This window comes from Leclercia sp. (genome assembly GCF_036780805.1).
Taxonomy (GTDB): domain Bacteria; phylum Pseudomonadota; class Gammaproteobacteria; order Enterobacterales; family Enterobacteriaceae; genus Enterobacter.
In genome coordinates this window covers 48,366-64,309 of record NZ_DAIQCE010000012.1, presented here as the reverse complement: position 1 = coordinate 64,309, position 15,944 = coordinate 48,366, and the positions used below count along the sequence as shown (strand labels likewise).

Here is a 15,944-nt window from a genome sequence, read left to right as displayed (position 1 = left end):
GGTAAGCGCCAGCGCCACCGGGCTTTTTTACAGCCGTCCCAGGAGACTAAACCACAGATAATCCAGCGGCAGCAGCACCAGATAGGTTGCCACCGCCAGCGCCAGACAGAGCAGTATCCCCGCCTTTGCAGGCACCTTTCCTAAGCCCATCGCCACCACAATCGGTGACGCCTGATACGGCAGCAGCGGCGTGGAGTACCCCAGCACCTGAATCATAATTACTGACAATAACGGGAAGCCGGTGGCATCCGAGAAGCTTTGCGCCAGGGTGGTGTACAGCGCCGGTACGCCGTTAGCGGTCATGATGAAGTTCAGCGCGGTGGTGATGCCGGTTAGCGCCAGGAAACTGGTGAACGGCGCGTCAGCATCCAGCGGCATTATTTGCATCAGCGCCTCGCCCACGGCGCTGCCGATCCCGGTCTGCGTCACGGTGATCGCCAGCCCGAGAATGCCCGCCACGTAAATACAGGTGCGCATGTTCACTCCGGCCGAGAACTCATCTCCGGTGATAAACCCCATCCGCGGCAGCATCACCACAATCGATGCCGCAAGCCCGGTCCATGCCGGGCCGATACCGTGCCAGCTCTCCGTCACCCACATCACCAGCACCACCGCCAGCAGCCAGGCGAGGCGCTTTTCGTCGCGGCCCATGGGTGTCGGTGGAGTCAGATCCTTCGCCGGTTTAGGGGCACCGGGGAACAGCCAGCAGATCAGGCCGATCAGAATTAAGCCCTTGAGAATGCCCAGCACCGGGGTATGCAGCAGCAGGTACGGAACGTAGTTGAGATGAATACCGTACGACCCTTCCGCCGCCCCGCTCATCACCAGATTGGGTACGTTGGCCGGGAGAATGGTGGCCGACAGCTGGAAAGTGCCAAACCCCACCGCCAGCGCCAGACCAAACCACGCCCGGGAGCCGTCGGCAATGCCCGCCCGTTTCGCCATCGCCGCCACAATCGGCATCAGCAGCGCGATGCGCCCCATGTTGGAGGGCATCACAAACGCCAGCGCATAGGTGAGCAGCACGACGCTGGCCACCATCAGCGGCCAGGAGTCGGTCAGCCTGGACGACAGCGCCCGCGCCGCCCTGTCCGCCAGCCCGGTTTTGCGGATCGCCACCCCCAGCACAAACCCGCTGAACACCAACCAGAATGCCGATGAGGCAAAACCGCCGAAAATCACCTCCGGCGGCGCAATTTTGGCAATCATCGCCGCGGTAAAGAACAGCAGCGCGGTGAGGAATTCCGGCAGCAGCGAGGTCGCCCACAGGATGATGGTGACGAGGATAATCAGCGAGGGCAGAAACAGCGGGTGAGTGAACCAGAGCGACATGCCTGTCTCCTGTAGAATTTTTCAGCAAGTCTACGGCGGCAGGCAGCGGGAGTAAACGCTATTTATGGTGGGGTCATTTCAGGATATCGCATTGATGATCCTGCAATTCCTCAGCGGAGGCGAGGTTAAACGTCAGCAGATTGCGCTCGGTCGCCAGCAGTACAAACGCGCCGTCCGCCTGCTGCGCCATCGCCAGCGCAAAGCGCCCCATATGATCGCGCGCTTCCGGCAGCTCTTCTGCCAGCATCATAAACGGGCTGCGTTTTACCAGCTCCGCTTCCGTCACCCGACGCGCCAGATACTCGTGCCCCTCCAGCCCACCGGGGAATGGCAGCCATTGGGTGCTGATTTGCCCCTGATGCGCATTGAGCTTCTCGCGCACGTCCGGGCGCAGGCAGGAGATATGGATATGAAAGTGATTTTGCGTACGGCCCGTCGGGGAGTTGATGGTCAGTGAAATTGCGCTGTCAGGCACTTTACTACCCCGCTTCATGCTCATAAAGTTGCGCGACTGCCACGCCAGCCAGAAGAAATTCGGCGTATAGGCCTCAGTCAGCAGCGGGCTTTCGGTGCCGTTGATGCGATACGTTGGCATCAGCAGATATTGCAGAGGGCCATTGCGATCTTTAAACACCACATAGCCCGCATCCCTCTTCACCTGCGCACAGGGTGCCGGGTTACGGTTTTGCAGCTGATTAGGCACACACTGGTCGAGAACGATATGCCGCAATGCGTTTGGATTACCTGACTTCATCCACAACCAGCCACCCGCGGCGAGCGCGATGACAATCAGTACCAGCACAATGATTTTTTTCACAACGCGTTCCCTGTATCCGCTTGAACCCAAAGCGTAACGCACTTTGATGACAAACAAAAAAGCCCGGCAGTATGATTCTGCCGGGCTTTTTAAACGCTATGGATGATTAACGTTTGTTGATCTGATCGAAGGTACCGCCGTTCGAGAAGTGATCTTTCTGCGCTTTGGTCCAGCCGCCGAACTCTTCATCGATAGTGAACAGCTTCAGTTTCGGGAATTCGTTCTCATACTTCTTCGCTACCGCCGCATCACGTGGACGGTAGAAATTCTTCGCGGCGATCTCCTGGCCTTCCGGGGTATAAAGATACTTCAGATAGGCTTCCGCCACGGCCTGGGTGCCTTTCTTCTCCGCTACTTTATCGACCACAGAGACGGTTGGCTCAGCCAGAATCGACTCGCTTGGGGTCACGATTTCAAACTTATCTTTACCCAGCTCGTTGGTCGCCAGCAGCGCTTCGTTTTCCCACGCAATCAGCACATCGCCAATACCGCGTTCAACGAAGGTATTGGTCGCGCCGCGCGCGCCGGAGTCCAGTACTTCAACGTTTTTAAACAGCGACTTCACGAATTCCTGGGCTTTAGCCTGGTCGCCATTGTTGTGGTGCAGGGCGTAGCCCCAGGCTGCCAGGTAGTTCCAGCGAGCGCCGCCAGAGCTTTTTGGGTTCGGGGTAATCACGGAAACGCCCGGCTTAATCAGGTCGTTCCAGTCGTGGATCTGTTTCGGGTTGCCTTTACGCACCAGGAAAACGATGGTGGAGGTGTATGGGGCAGAGTTGTCTGGCAGACGTTTGATCCAGTTTTTATCGATACGACCGCGTTCCGCGATAGCGTCAACGTCGTAGGCCAGCGCCAGGGTCACAACATCGGCTTCGATACCGTTAATGACCGAGGTGGCTTGCTTACCGGAGCCGCCGTGCGACTGACGGACCACCACGTTATCGCCGGTTTCCTGTTTCCAGTGTGCGGCGAACGCTTTGTTGTACTGCTCGTACAGTTCACGTGTCGGATCGTAAGACACGTTCAGTAACTGGATATCCTTTGCCAGAACGCTGGTCGATGCCAGCAATAAAGTTAAGCCTACGCCCCAATTGTTCATCGTCCCACTCTCTTAATGTTGTGTTTGATGAATGCAGCGTGCCAGAAAGGACTCCAATGATTAAAGAATAAAAAAAGATTGGCTATAACCGTGCGGAATAAAAAAATGGGCGGCAGGCGTGAAAAAGCCGGGTGGCGGCTTCAAGGTAAAAGCAAAACGGTAACCTGAGTTACCGTTTTTCGTGTTTTCTCCCTCTCCCGTGGGAGAGGGTTGGGGTGAGGGCATCAGACCGCGAAAATCTTGTAGGCCGCCACCCGGAAAAAATACTGATTAGTACAGTTTTTTGGCGCAGTCCAGCCAGTCACCTTTGAACGGACGCTTCATGTTTTCGATAGCGTCGATGATGTCATGGTGAACCAGTTTTTCGTTCTGAATGCCGACGCAACGACCGCCGAAGCCCTGCTGCAGCAGTTCAATCGCGTATGCACCCATACGGGAGGCCAGGATACGGTCGTAAGGACCCGGGGAGCCGCCGCGCTGGATGTGGCCGAGAACGGTGGCGCGGGTCTCGCGTTTGGTTTCGGTTTCGATGTACTTCGCCAGCTCGTCAACGTCACAGATGTGCTCGGTGATGGCCACGATGGCGTGTTTTTTACCTTTCGCGATCCCGGCTTTGATCTCGTTAACCAGGTCTTCACGGCTGAATTCCACTTCCGGCACCACGATAAACTCACAGCCGCCAGCAATCGCCGCCGCCAGGGTCAGATCGCCACAGTAGCGGCCCATCACTTCAACGATGGAGATACGCTGGTGAGAAGAAGAAGTGTCGCGCAGACGGTCAATCGCTTCAACCACGGTGCCCAGAGCAGTGAAGAAACCGATGGTGTAGTCGGTGCCTTTGATATCGTTGTCGATGGTGCCAGGCAGGCCGATGCACGGGAAGCCCATTTCGGTCAGGCGTTTTGCACCCATATAGGAACCGTCACCACCGATAACCACCAGCGCGTCCAGGCCGCGTTTCTTCATGTTCTCGATAGCCACTTCACGGATACGCTCGTCGCGGAATTCCGGGAAACGTGCGGAACCCAGGAAGGTACCGCCGCGGTTAATCATGTCGGACACACTGTAGCGGTCGAGCTGCACCATGCGATCTTCATACAGGCCCAGATAACCGTCATAGATACCAAAAACTTCCAGACCTTCCGTCAACGCAGCACGAACTACACCACGAATTGCCGCGTTCATGCCGGGCGCATCACCGCCGCTTGTCAACACACCGATTTTCTTAATCATGACTACCTCTGAACTTAGGAATGCAAAAATGAAATCTGTTGCCGGAAGACTTCTGACGACCAACGAATACTGCAAATAGTATATCAATCACTTCCAGCTGAATTGATTCAGGTCAGGCCATATGGCGGTTATTTTTCCACAAAATGCTGGCCTGGTTCACTTTTTTACAACGAATTACGAAAGCTCAAAATGTCCATTGCCTGGCTTAGGTACGACTGAGCAGGGATCCTGGTGAATAATGACATCTGACCCCGGGAAACGCTGCAAAATCGCCTGCTCAACCTGCTCAGCCACCACGTGTGCCTGAACCAGCGGCAGGTTATCTTCCATTTCTAAATGAATCTGAATAAAGCGGGTCGGCCCTGACTGCCGCGTGCGAAGATCGTGAGCGCCGCTGACGCCTGGCCAGGAGGTCACAATTTCGAAGATTTCATGCCGTTCTGCGTCTGGCAATGCGCGATCGAGAAGCGATTGCACCGCATCGTAACCCATGCGCAACGCACTGTATAAAATATAAAAGCCAATCCCTAACGCAAACAGCGCATCGGCCCGGTGCCAGCCATACCAGGCCAAACCGAGCGCAATCAGGATCGCGCCGTTCATCATAACATCAGACTGATAATGAAGCATATCGGCCCGTACCGCCTGACTTTGCGTTTTACGCACTACCCAGCGCTGGAACGTTACCAGAATCATTGTGCTAATAAGTGCAATAACCGTGACGACGACGCCCACGCCGGGATCTTTCATCGGCGACGGGGTAAAGAGATGCTGAATGCCGGTCAAAAAGAGGAACAGCGCCGAACCGGAAATAAACATGCTTTGCGCCAGCGCCGCCAGCGACTCCGCTTTGCCGTGACCGAAGGTATGCTCTTCATCCGCTGGCTGTAGCGAGTAGCGCACGACCAACAGGTTAGTGAGCGAGGCGGCGATATCCACCAGCGAATCGACCAGCGCCGCCAGAATACTGACTGAGCCGGTATACCACCATGCGAAAATTTTAATCACTAACAGACACGACGCCATGATCGTCGCAGCGATTGCGGCCCGGCTTACCAGCCGTCCATAGGATTGATTCATAAACACTCCTGTCATGCTATGCCGCTAGTATAACGGATGCAGAGGAGGCAATAAGATGAATAAACGGTTACGACGTTTGTATGATGGGCAAAAAAACCCCCTCATCATGAGGGGGAAGACAGGGATGGTGTCTATGGCAAGGAAAACAGGGTCTACTGGTTACTACGGGTATTGCTACTAAAAAGCGTCGATTCAGCGTTCTTCTGCATCCGTGCAACCTCACGCAACTGATCCATACGTTGCTGGTGTTTCTGGTTCAAAACCGCTTGCTGCTCAGGCGTTAACAGGTGGAACATCTGGTTGCGGACCTTGGCCATTTCAACCTGTCTGGCAACCTGCTCCTGCGCCATTTTGTCTGCCTGAGCGCGTACAGCGTTTTCGTCAAAATTTTCTGCGGTGACAAGGCGGTGCATTGTCTCCATTTCACTAACATTAACAGGGGGCTGGTCATGACGAGCCCGCTGCATCAGATCTCGCATCTGTTGACGCTGATGTTCGGTTAAACTTATGCCGTCGAACATATGGCCCTGGCCGCTGTGCTGCGCTATGCCCTCCACTGAGGAGCGGTTATCGCCGGTGATAGCTCCAGCAGCCTGGCTAAATGCACTAAACGCCAGCGTTGAGGCCATGACGGCAGCGGTAACTATGCGCATCACTTACTCCCAAAATCTTTCGTGTCGCGATTCAACGAGAGACAGTCTACGATTCAGGCTGCAAACATGCGTCAGGGGGTGTAAAACAACGTAAAGTCATGGATTAGAGAGCCTTGATGACGTAATTTCTGCCTCGGAGGTATTTAAACAATGAATAAAATCCTGTTAGTTGATGATGACCGAGAGCTGACATCCCTTTTAAAGGAGTTGCTCGACATGGAAGGCTTTGACGTGTCGGTGGCCCATGACGGGGAGCAGGCGCTGAGTCAACTTGACGATAGCATTGACTTGCTTTTGCTCGACGTCATGATGCCGAAGAAGAACGGTATCGACACCCTTAAAGAGCTGCGCCAGACACACCAGACCCCAGTAATTATGCTGACCGCGCGCGGCAGCGAACTCGATCGCGTACTTGGCCTTGAGCTGGGTGCCGATGACTATCTGCCTAAACCCTTTAACGACCGTGAACTGGTGGCGCGTATTCGGGCGATCCTGCGCCGTTCGCACTGGAGCGAGCAGCAGCAGAACACCGACAACGGTTCGCCAACCCTTGAAGTGGACTCCCTGAGCCTTAATCCAGGCCGCCAGGAAGCCAGCTTTGACGGCCAGGCGCTGGAGCTGACCGGCACCGAATTCACCCTGCTTTATCTGCTGGCGCAGCATCTGGGCCAGGTGGTATCGCGTGAACATCTGAGCCAGGAAGTGCTGGGTAAACGCCTGACCCCGTTCGACCGTGCGATTGATATGCACATCTCCAACCTGCGCCGCAAGTTACCGGAGCGCAAGGATGGTCACCCGTGGTTTAAAACCCTGCGTGGACGCGGCTACCTGATGGTGTCCGCTTCATGATAGGCAGCTTAACCGCCCGCATCTTTGCCATCTTCTGGCTGACGCTGGCACTGGTGTTAATGCTGGTTTTGATGTTACCCAAACTCGACTCACGCCAGATGACGGAGCTCCTTGATAGCGAGCAACGTCAGGGTGTGATGATCGAGCAGCACGTAGAAGCCGAGCTGGCCATCGATCCGCCCAATGATTTGATGTGGTGGCGCAGGCTATTTCGCGCTATCGAAAAATGGGCACCCCCGGGGCAACGCCTGCTGCTGGTCACCAGCGAAGGCCGCGTGATCGGGGCAGATCGCAATGAAATGCAGATTATCCGCAACTTCATTGGCCAGGCGGATAACGCCGATCATCCGCAAAAGAAAAAATATGGTCGGGTAGAGATGGTGGGGCCTTTTTCCGTCAATGACGGGGAAGATAATTACCAGCTCTATCTGATTCGTCCGGCGAGCAGTTCCCAGTCCGACTTTATCAACCTGCTGTTTGACCGCCCGCTGCTGCTGCTGATTGTCACCATGCTGGTGAGTTCACCGCTGCTGTTATGGCTGGCGTGGAGCCTGGCGAAACCGGCGCGTAAGTTGAAAAATGCCGCAGATGAAGTGGCGCAGGGCAACCTGCGGCAGCATCCGGAACTGGAAGCCGGGCCGCAGGAGTTCCTGGCGGCGGGTGCCAGCTTCAACCAGATGGTGACAGCGCTGGAGCGGATGATGACCACCCAGCAGCGTCTGCTCTCTGATATCTCCCACGAACTGCGCACCCCGCTGACGCGTCTGCAGCTGGGCACCGCCCTGCTGCGCCGCCGCAGCGGAGAGAGCAAAGAGCTGGAGCGTATCGAAACGGAAGCCCATCGTCTGGACAGCATGATCAACGACCTGCTGGTGATGTCCCGCAATCAGCAGAAAAACGCGCTGGTCAGCGAAACGGTGAAAGCCAACCATCTGTGGCATGAGGTGCTGGATAACGCGGCATTCGAAGCGGAGCAGATGGGGAAATCCTTCACCGTTAACTTCCCGCCGGGTCCGTGGCCGCTGTACGGTAACCCCAACACGCTGGAGAGCGCGCTGGAGAATATCGTGCGTAACGCCCTGCGCTACTCACATACCAAAATCGAGGTGGCGTTCTCGGTGGATAAAGACGGCATCACCATTAACGTCGATGACGATGGTCCTGGCGTGAGCCCGGAAGATCGCGAGCAGATTTTCCGTCCGTTCTATCGTACCGACGAGGCGCGTGACCGGGAATCTGGCGGCACCGGGCTGGGTCTGGCGATTGTCGAGACCGCTATTCAGCAGCATCGCGGCTGGGTGAAGGCGGACGACAGCCCGCTGGGTGGGTTAAGGTTAACGCTGTGGCTGCCGCTTTATAAACGATCGTAGCTAATGTGCCGGGTGGCGGCTTCGCCTTACCCGGCCTACTTACCCCATAATCTCCGCGAATTATCTTCGATCCTGTTGCTAATTCGCCGCTTCTGCATGGTTCGGGTCCAACTGGTGGATAACCCTGCCGCCGATAGCAGGCGATGATACTGTTCGTCGTCAAACGGCATATGCCAGGCAATCGCACAGGCGTCATACACTGACACCTCGCTCAGGCGCGAGGCCAGCTCCAGCGGCGCATCCGCCGACACCTGCCCTGCCAACACCACGCGATACAGCCAGCCGGTTTTCGCGGCGTTCTGCATCTGCGTGGCCATGTCGTTAATGCCGAAGTGGAAGTTGAGTTTGAAGCACGGCGAACGCGGCTGGGTCACCTGGATCAGGGCGTCGCCCCAGCGAAAGATATCCCCGATAAAGACGTTCTTCTCCGTCAGCCCCTCGGTTGACAGATTTTCACCAAACGCCGGCGCGACAAAAAGCCCGGCCTGGGCGGGATATTCGTTCGCCCAGTACTGATAATGCTCGCGCGGATAGTGACACAGCGCGCGCTCCGGCCCGCCGTGGATTTTTTTCTCCGCCTGCTCATCGCCCACCAGCCCCTTTTCGGTGAGGGAGAGCTCGCCGTCAACCTGCAGTTTAGCAATCGCGCTCGGGCGACTGCCTTCGTAATCCTTTACTTTTCCGGTAAATACGTTAACGGGATAGTGCATCGCGACTCCTTACGCAGATTGTGGATATAAAAAAAGCGAGTCATCAGACTCGCTTCTCACAGGCGGCTTTGCAACCTTATTTTTTAGCGGCGAAACGTGCTGCTGCTTCGTCCCAGTTCACCACGTCCCAGAAGGCTTTGATGTAGTCCGGGCGACGGTTCTGGAATTTCAGGTAGTAAGCGTGTTCCCACACGTCCAGGCCCACAATTGGGAAGCCGGATGCGCCAGAGATAGCTTCACCCATCAGCGGGGAGTCCTGGTTAGCGGTAGAAACCACAGCCAGTTTGTCGCCTTTCAGTACCAGCCACGCCCAGCCAGAGCCGAAACGGGTAGCAGCGGCTTTTTCAAACTCAGCTTTGAAGTTCTCAACGGAGCCGAAGTCGCGCTCGATAGCGGATTTCAGGTCGCCCTGCAGGGTGGTACCGGTTTTCAGGCCTTTCCAGAAGAAGCTGTGGTTAGCATGGCCGCCGGCGTTGTTACGCAGAACGGTTTTCTTGTCAGCTGGCAGTTGATCCAGTTTGGTGATCAGCTCTTCAGCAGGCAGGTTAGCGAACTCTGGCAGGCTTTCCAGCGCCGCGTTGGCGTTGTTCACGTAGGTCTGGTGGTGTTTAGTGTGATGGATTTCCATCGTCTGCTTGTCGAAATGCGGCTCAAGGGCGTCGTAAGCGTACGGCAGGGATGGCAGGGTATAGCTCATAATCATCTCCATTATTGTCGGGCGGCAAACGTGTTAATGCCGCGTAAGCAGTTGGTTCATTATAGTTAATTAAATGATATTGAAAATGTTTATCAATGCCGTAGTTTTAATAAGGTTATTCGGTTTTTGAGAAATGAAGGAATTGTGAGTCTGCTCACGCGGTTAACGTGCTGATTGCCATTCAAAACAAAAGTGCGGCAACCTCCTGAAGGTTCCTAAACCGCCTGGTTTTTACACTCATCAAGTCGGCGGGAAGCCACCGGCTATAAAAACGATGAGGATGTAAAAATGAATCATGCGATTACGATGGGTATTTTCTGGCATTTGATAGGTGCAGCCAGTGCAGCCTGTTTCTATGCCCCGTTTAAAAAGGTGAAACACTGGTCATGGGAAACCATGTGGTCCGTTGGCGGTACGGTGTCGTGGCTGATTTTGCCCTGGACCATTAGCGCCATGCTGCTGCCCGATTTCTGGGGCTACTTCACCTCCTTCAACGCCTCCACGCTGCTCCCGGTATTTCTGTTTGGCGCAATGTGGGGCATCGGTAACATCAATTACGGCCTCACCATGCGCTACCTCGGTATGTCGATGGGCATCGGTATCGCGATTGGCATTACGCTGATTGTCGGCACCCTGATGACGCCGATCCTCAACGGCAACTTCGACGTGCTGATCAACACCGAAGGCGGGCGCATGACGCTGCTGGGCGTGCTGGTCGCCGTGATCGGGGTGGGGATTGTCACCCGCGCCGGGCAGCTCAAAGAGCGCAAAATGGGCATCAAGGCTGAAGACTTCAATCTGAAGAAAGGTCTGGTGCTGGCAGTGATGTGCGGCATTTTCTCGGCCGGAATGTCATTTGCGATGAATGCCGCCAAACCAATGCATGAAGCCGCTGCTGCGCTGGGCGTCGACCCGCTGTACGTCGCGCTGCCAAGCTATGTGGTGATCATGGGCGGCGGCGCGCTGGTTAACCTCGGGTTCTGCTTTGTTCGTCTGGCAAAAGTGAAGAACCTGTCGGTAAAAGCCGACTTCTCGCAGGCAAAATCGCTCATCATCACCAACGTGCTGCTCTCGGCGCTCGGCGGCCTGATGTGGTATCTGCAGTTCTTCTTCTACGCCTGGGGCCACGCCAGTATCCCGGCGCAGTATGACTACATGAGCTGGATGCTGCACATGAGCTTCTACGTGCTCTGCGGCGGCCTGGTTGGGCTGGTGCTGAAAGAGTGGAACAACGCCGGGCGTCGTCCGGTAGGCGTGCTGAGCCTGGGCTGTGTGGTAATTATTATCGCGGCCAACATTGTCGGCCTCGGCATGGCAAACTGATTACGCGGCCTTTCGACTACGATGGCGCCACTGAACCGGCGTCATCCCCACCTCGCGATTAAACACCACCGAAAAGTAGTTACTGTCCTCAAAGCCACAGCGCATCGCCACCTCACTGACCATCAGCTCCGTATGCTGCAGCAGATACTGGGCGTGGCAGATACGCAGCTGGCGCAGATAGTGGTTTACCGTCATCCCGGTCTGGGTACGGAACTGCTGGCGCAGCGCGCGCTCGCTGCACTGCTCCTGTTCGCAGAATTTCTCCAGCACGAAGCTTTTGTTCAGGCTGCCGGCCAGGGTGGTAATCAGTTTATCCAGCAACGCTTCCTGCGTGGTAGCGGAGGGATTATCGGTAGCGTAACGATGGCGCTTCAGCGTCATCACCAGTTGGGCGAACAGCAGCTCCGCCATCTGGTTAGCCACGGGATCGCTCTTCTGACTCTCCAGCTCAAGTTGGGAGATGACCTGCCGCACCTGAGTCATACCGTTGCTGCTTAAGCGCCAGTGCGGCACGCCCTTCGTATCATGAAAACCGGGAATGTTGGCAGCCCAGTCGACGTTGAGCTTAAGTCTGTCCGGGCAGTAAATGACATTCTGCAACACCAGGTCGTTTACCGAGGCGTAGGAATGCTTATCTTCGGCGCGGATGTAAAACAGGTCCCCGCGGGTGATGCGGTAAGGCCGATCGTTGAGAACATGCAAACCGTTGCCTCGCCACACCAGCACCAGCTCGCAGAACTCATGGGTATGCTCTGCAAAGACGTTTTGCGGATAGCGATCGGCCACCGCAACGGCTTGTGCAGGGGAGGCAAAAAAATCATCTTTGCGAAGGATTAACTGAGCAGCCACACCACAACCTCAACGGCGAATAACCTGACATTATTAGCCTTTTTGCGGCAACAAAACGGTGACTCCCTTCGCGTTACTGAAGCGACGCGTCTTTACCCTGGCGAATATCGCGCGGCGACCAGCTGAATTCGCGGCGAAACAGCGTCGAAAAGTGGTTACTGTCTCCGAAACCACAGCGATAGGCGATATCCGTGACGCTTTCGTCGGTATGGCGCAGCAGGTGACGGGCTTTGATTAACCGCAGGCGATTGAGATAACGCTGCGGCGTGAGCCCGGTGTGTTGTTTGAGCTGGCGATGGAGGGTGCGCAGCGACAGCGAAAAATCATCCGCCAGCGTTTCCCAGCAGACATCCTCGGCAAAGTGATCTTCCAGCCACGCCATCAGTTGGGTCAGCCGCGCGTCGTTATTTTCCAGCCCTTCTACCAGGCTACCCCGGCGCAGCAGCACCAGCAGCTGCATAAACAACAGCTCGCGGGTGGCAATGGCGTGCGTTTCCTGCCCGTCCTCGCTTTTCTCCATCTGGCTCACCAGCTGACGCACCTGCTGGAGCGTGGACTGATTCACCCGCCAGTGCGAAGGATAGTGCCCGTCCTTCTCCTGCGGCAGCAGCTGGTTCAGCCCGGAGAGAAACTGGAACGCGTCCGGGGAGCGGTAGAGCACATTGGTCAGGCACAGGTTGTCGGTATGTTCATACAAATGCCTGTCGTGATCGCGCACGAAGCACACCGTGCCGCCGCTGATGGTGTACGGCTGGCCGTTAAATACATGAATACCCGTCCCGTGTTCAACGATCACGATTTCATGAAAATCATGATGATGCTCTGGAAACGCAGCCTGAGGGAGCCGTGGCTCAATTGCGACAGGCGAACCACCCGAAGGAAAAAAATCCACGCTGTGTAGTACGGTCATAACGGCCCACCAATGAGAAATGTTCTCAAAATAGTAATTAAGGCCCTTCGGGCTCACCTTAAATTTTCGGCAGCAAACCTCGCAAAACCTGTTCGTTTTTTAAGAAACGGGCTGAAAGATCAGGAAATGCGGTAAGCGTCACACTGCCCACAATCCCCGCCATTACTGGAAACTGTGAACTTCCTCACGTTCATCTTTGCTTTCTTGCCAGCCCCGGATTTCGTCTGTCAGTGGCGAGAAGGTGGCTTTTTCTTCCCTTTCTTACACTCATCGCTAATGACTTAGAGAAGGACCCGACCATGACTTTTCGCCATTGTGTGGCAGTCGATTTAGGCGCATCCAGCGGCCGCGTTATGTTGGCTACCTGGGACTGTAACCAGCGCACGCTTTCACTTCGTGAAATGCACCGTTTTGCTAACTGCCTGCAAAAGCAGGAGGGCTTTGACGCCTGGGATATTGATGGCCTGGAAGCCGAGATCCGCACCGGGCTGACCAACGTCTGCAATGACGGCATTCTCATCGACAGCATTGGCATTGATACCTGGGGCGTGGATTACGTGCTGCTGGACAGCCACGGCGAGCGCGTTGGCCTGCCTGTCTCATATCGTGATAACCGTACCGACGGCGTGATGGCGCATGCCATTGCCCAACTGGGCAAAGACACCATTTACGGGCGCAGCGGCATTCAATTTCTGCCCTTTAATACGCTCTACCAGCTGCGTGCGTTGGTTGAGCAGCAGCCGGAGCTGGTCGCCAACGTGGCGCACGCGCTGCTGATCCCGGACTATTTCAGCTACCGCCTGACCGGCAATCTAAACTGGGAATATACCAACGCCACCACCACCCAACTGGTGAACATCAACTCCGATAACTGGGATGAAAACCTGCTGAACTGGACCGGCGCCTCGCCTTCCTGGTTTGGCACGCCGACCCACCCGGGTAATGTGATCGGTCAGTGGGTTTGCCCGCAGGGCAATCACATTCCGGTCGTTGCGGTGGCAAGCCACGATACCGCCAGCGCGGTAATCGCCTCTCCTCTTGCGGATAAAGACGCGGCCTATCTCTCATCCGGCACCTGGTCCCTGATGGGCTTTGAGAGCAAAACCCCGTACACCAGCGACGCCGCCCTGGCCGCAAATATCACCAATGAAGGCGGTGCGGAAGGCCGCTACCGGGTACTGAAAAACATTATGGGTTTGTGGCTGCTCCAGCGGGTGCTGAAAGAGCAGAACATCACCGACCTGCCTGCGCTTATCGCGGAAACCGAAAAGCTGGCGGCCTGCACTTTCCTGATCAACCCAAACGACGACCGTTTTATCAACCCGCCGCACATGAGTGCCGAAATCCAGGCCGCCTGCTTCGAGGCTGGCCAGCCGGTACCCTCCCGTCCGGCCGAACTGGCGCGCTGCATTTTCGACAGCCTTGCCCTGCTGTATGCCGACATCCTGAGCGAGCTGGCCGACCTGCGCGGTAAACCGTTCAGCCAGCTGCATATCGTCGGCGGCGGTTGCCAGAACGCGCTGCTCAACCAGCTTTGTGCCGATGCCTGCGGAATTACCGTTGTGGCGGGCCCGGTTGAGGCCTCCACGCTCGGCAATATCGGCATTCAGCTGATGACGCTGGATGAGCTGACAAGCGTGGATGAAATCCGCTCGGCGATTGCGGCGAACTACCGCCTGACCACGTTCACCCCCAATCCCTGCCATGAAATTGCCCGCTATCGGGTGCAGTTTCAGCAAAAACGACTGACTAAGGAGCTTTGCGCATGACCACTCAACTTGAACAAGCCTGGGACCTGGCGAAACAGCGTTTTGCCGCCGTGGGCGTGGATGTCGAAGAGGCACTGCGCCAGCTCGACCGTCTGCCCGTCTCTATGCACTGCTGGCAGGGCGATGACGTCGCCGGTTTTGAGAACCCGGGCGGTTCGCTGACCGGCGGGATCCAGGCCACCGGTAACTATCCGGGCAAGGCGCGTAACGCGACTGAACTGCGGGCCGATCTGGAGCTGGCCCTGAGCCTGATCCCCGGGCCAAAACGCCTGAACCTGCACGCCATCTATCTGGAATCCGACACCCCCGTCGATCGCAACGCCATCAAGCCGGAACATTTTAAGAACTGGGTCGAGTGGGCGAAAACCAACAAGCTGGGGCTGGATTTTAACCCCTCCTGCTTCTCGCATCCGCTGAGCGCCGACGGCTTTACCCTTGCCCACGCCGATGACGAAATCCGTCAGTTCTGGATCGACCACGTGAAGGCCAGCCGCCGCGTGTCTGCGTACTTTGGCGAGCAGCTCGGCACCCCGTCGGTAATGAACATCTGGATCCCGGACGGCATGAAAGACATTACCGTCGACCGCCTCGCCCCGCGTCAGCGCCTGCTGGCAGCGCTGGATGAAGTGATTAGCGAAAAGCTGAACCCGGCGCACCACATCGACGCCGTGGAAAGCAAGCTGTTCGGCATTGGCGCCGAGAGCTACACCGTCGGCTCCAACGAGTTCTACATGGGTTACGCCACCAGCCGCCAGACCGCGCTGTGCCTGGATGCGGGTCACTTCCATCCTACCGAGGTGATCTCTGACAAAATTTCCGCCGCGATGCTGTACGTGCCGCACCTGCTGCTGCACGTCAGCCGTCCGGTGCGCTGGGACAGCGACCACGTGGTGCTGCTGGATGACGAAACCCAGGCCATCGCCAGCGAGATTATCCGCCATGACCTGTTTGACCGGGTGCATATCGGCCTCGACTTCTTCGATGCCTCCATCAACCGCATCGCGGCCTGGGTTATCGGCACCCGCAATATGAAGAAAGCCCTGCTGCGCGCCCTGCTGGAACCTACCGCCGAGCTGCGGGCGCTGGAAGCCGCAGGCGATTACACCGCGCGTCTGGCGCTGCTCGAAGAGCAAAAATCACTGCCGTGGCAGGCGGTATGGGAGATGTACTGCCAGCGTCACGACGCCCCGGCGGGCAGCCAGTGGCTGGATAACGTGCGGGCGTATGAGAAAGAGATTTTGAGTCAACGCGGGTAA

15 protein-coding genes are annotated in these 15,944 nt (G+C 56.5%); 5 read left to right on the top strand and 10 right to left on the bottom strand.

All coding sequences use genetic code 11. The features are described 5' to 3' along the window. Nucleotides 1–27: 27 nt before the first annotated feature. From V7Q49_RS20090 to cpxP, 6 genes are all read right to left on the bottom strand, one after another. The gene (locus V7Q49_RS20090; protein ID WP_333854701.1) at nt 28–1,332 is read right to left on the bottom strand and encodes an SLC13 family permease; all 1,305 of its coding nucleotides are present in this window, start codon (nt 1,330–1,332) and stop codon (nt 28–30) included. A 73-nt stretch (nt 1,333–1,405) separates the two neighbouring features. Next, nucleotides 1,406–2,149, bottom strand: a complete 744-nt coding sequence (locus V7Q49_RS20085) for a CDP-diacylglycerol diphosphatase (protein WP_333854700.1) — start codon at nt 2,147–2,149, stop codon at nt 1,406–1,408. Between the two features lie 106 nt (nt 2,150–2,255). Beyond that, nucleotides 2,256–3,245 carry a sulfate ABC transporter substrate-binding protein gene (locus tag V7Q49_RS20080; protein WP_333854699.1) on the bottom strand — a complete coding sequence of 330 codons (990 nt, stop codon included), beginning with the start codon at nt 3,243–3,245 and terminating at the stop codon, nt 2,256–2,258. 270 nt (nt 3,246–3,515) lie between these two features. Continuing rightward, nucleotides 3,516–4,478 carry a 6-phosphofructokinase gene (gene pfkA / locus V7Q49_RS20075; protein ID WP_333854698.1) on the bottom strand — a complete coding sequence of 321 codons (963 nt, stop codon included), beginning with the start codon at nt 4,476–4,478 and terminating at the stop codon, nt 3,516–3,518. A gap of 174 nt (nt 4,479–4,652) precedes the next feature. Then, the gene (gene fieF / locus V7Q49_RS20070) at nt 4,653–5,558 is read right to left on the bottom strand and encodes a CDF family cation-efflux transporter FieF (RefSeq protein ID WP_333854697.1); all 906 of its coding nucleotides are present in this window, start codon (nt 5,556–5,558) and stop codon (nt 4,653–4,655) included. Between the two features lie 152 nt (nt 5,559–5,710). Continuing rightward, nucleotides 5,711–6,211, bottom strand: coding sequence for a cell-envelope stress modulator CpxP (cpxP, locus tag V7Q49_RS20065; RefSeq protein WP_333854696.1), 501 nt, complete (start codon nt 6,209–6,211; stop codon nt 5,711–5,713). Between the two features lie 150 nt (nt 6,212–6,361). On the opposite strand from cpxP, the gene cpxR reads away from it, so the two are divergent. After that, entirely contained in the window at nt 6,362–7,060 is a 699-nt protein-coding gene (gene cpxR / locus V7Q49_RS20060) for an envelope stress response regulator transcription factor CpxR (protein ID WP_106995771.1), read from the top strand. Then, nucleotides 7,057–8,430: an envelope stress sensor histidine kinase CpxA gene (cpxA, locus tag V7Q49_RS20055; RefSeq protein WP_333854695.1), complete on the top strand. Its 1,374-nt coding sequence runs from the start codon at nt 7,057–7,059 to the stop codon at nt 8,428–8,430. Before cpxR ends, cpxA begins: the two co-directional genes overlap by 4 nt. 35 nt (nt 8,431–8,465) lie before the next feature. Here the strand turns inward: cpxA and yiiM are convergent, their stop codons facing one another. Continuing rightward, nucleotides 8,466–9,140 carry a 6-hydroxyaminopurine reductase gene (gene yiiM / locus V7Q49_RS20050; RefSeq protein WP_333854694.1) on the bottom strand — a complete coding sequence of 225 codons (675 nt, stop codon included), beginning with the start codon at nt 9,138–9,140 and terminating at the stop codon, nt 8,466–8,468. A gap of 76 nt (nt 9,141–9,216) precedes the next feature. Then, on the bottom strand, nt 9,217–9,837 hold the full coding sequence (gene sodA, locus V7Q49_RS20045; RefSeq protein ID WP_333854693.1) for a superoxide dismutase [Mn]: 621 nt from the start codon (nt 9,835–9,837) through the stop codon (nt 9,217–9,219). A gap of 288 nt (nt 9,838–10,125) precedes the next feature. Between sodA and rhaT the strand changes: the two genes are divergently transcribed. Then, complete coding sequence (gene rhaT / locus V7Q49_RS20040; RefSeq protein WP_333854692.1) at nt 10,126–11,160, top strand: L-rhamnose/proton symporter RhaT; 1,035 nt, start codon at nt 10,126–10,128, stop codon at nt 11,158–11,160. Here the strand turns inward: rhaT and rhaR are convergent, their stop codons facing one another. Together rhaR and rhaS are read right to left on the bottom strand one after the other, a co-directional pair. Further along, nucleotides 11,161–12,009 (bottom strand): HTH-type transcriptional activator RhaR, encoded by an 849-nt coding sequence (gene rhaR / locus V7Q49_RS20035; RefSeq protein ID WP_333854691.1) that lies wholly within the window; start codon nt 12,007–12,009, stop codon nt 11,161–11,163. A 73-nt stretch (nt 12,010–12,082) separates the two neighbouring features. Then, a complete protein-coding gene (gene rhaS / locus V7Q49_RS20030; RefSeq protein ID WP_333854690.1) occupies nt 12,083–12,919 on the bottom strand; it encodes an HTH-type transcriptional activator RhaS in 837 nt (278 codons plus the stop codon). Nucleotides 12,920–13,218: 299 nt separating this feature from the next. Between rhaS and rhaB the strand changes: the two genes are divergently transcribed. Continuing rightward, nucleotides 13,219–14,688: a rhamnulokinase gene (gene rhaB, locus V7Q49_RS20025; protein ID WP_333854689.1), complete on the top strand. Its 1,470-nt coding sequence runs from the start codon at nt 13,219–13,221 to the stop codon at nt 14,686–14,688. Further along, the gene (gene rhaA / locus V7Q49_RS20020) at nt 14,685–15,944 is read left to right on the top strand and encodes an L-rhamnose isomerase (protein ID WP_333854688.1); all 1,260 of its coding nucleotides are present in this window, start codon (nt 14,685–14,687) and stop codon (nt 15,942–15,944) included. The genes rhaB and rhaA overlap by 4 nt, the downstream gene beginning before the upstream one ends.

Excerpts from the sequence above, each read along its gene's own strand:
- pfkA (WP_333854698.1), bottom strand. The coding sequence starts at position 4,478 with ATGATTAAGAAAATCGGTGTGTTGACAAGCGGCGGTGATGCGCCCGGC.
- rhaA (WP_333854688.1), top strand. The coding sequence starts at position 14,685 with ATGACCACTCAACTTGAACAAGCCTGGGACCTGGCGAAACAGCGTTTT.
- sodA (WP_333854693.1), bottom strand. The coding sequence starts at position 9,837 with ATGAGCTATACCCTGCCATCCCTGCCGTACGCTTACGACGCCCTTGAG.
- rhaB (WP_333854689.1), top strand. The coding sequence starts at position 13,219 with ATGACTTTTCGCCATTGTGTGGCAGTCGATTTAGGCGCATCCAGCGGC.
- rhaS (WP_333854690.1), bottom strand. The coding sequence starts at position 12,919 with ATGACCGTACTACACAGCGTGGATTTTTTTCCTTCGGGTGGTTCGCCT.
- yiiM (WP_333854694.1), bottom strand. The coding sequence starts at position 9,140 with ATGCACTATCCCGTTAACGTATTTACCGGAAAAGTAAAGGATTACGAA.
- cpxA (WP_333854695.1), top strand. The coding sequence starts at position 7,057 with ATGATAGGCAGCTTAACCGCCCGCATCTTTGCCATCTTCTGGCTGACG.
- V7Q49_RS20080 (WP_333854699.1), bottom strand. The coding sequence starts at position 3,245 with ATGAACAATTGGGGCGTAGGCTTAACTTTATTGCTGGCATCGACCAGC.
- cpxP (WP_333854696.1), bottom strand. The coding sequence starts at position 6,211 with ATGCGCATAGTTACCGCTGCCGTCATGGCCTCAACGCTGGCGTTTAGT.
- rhaT (WP_333854692.1), top strand. The coding sequence starts at position 10,126 with ATGAATCATGCGATTACGATGGGTATTTTCTGGCATTTGATAGGTGCA.
- cpxR (WP_106995771.1), top strand. The coding sequence starts at position 6,362 with ATGAATAAAATCCTGTTAGTTGATGATGACCGAGAGCTGACATCCCTT.
- fieF (WP_333854697.1), bottom strand. The coding sequence starts at position 5,558 with ATGAATCAATCCTATGGACGGCTGGTAAGCCGGGCCGCAATCGCTGCG.
- V7Q49_RS20090 (WP_333854701.1), bottom strand. The coding sequence starts at position 1,332 with ATGTCGCTCTGGTTCACTCACCCGCTGTTTCTGCCCTCGCTGATTATC.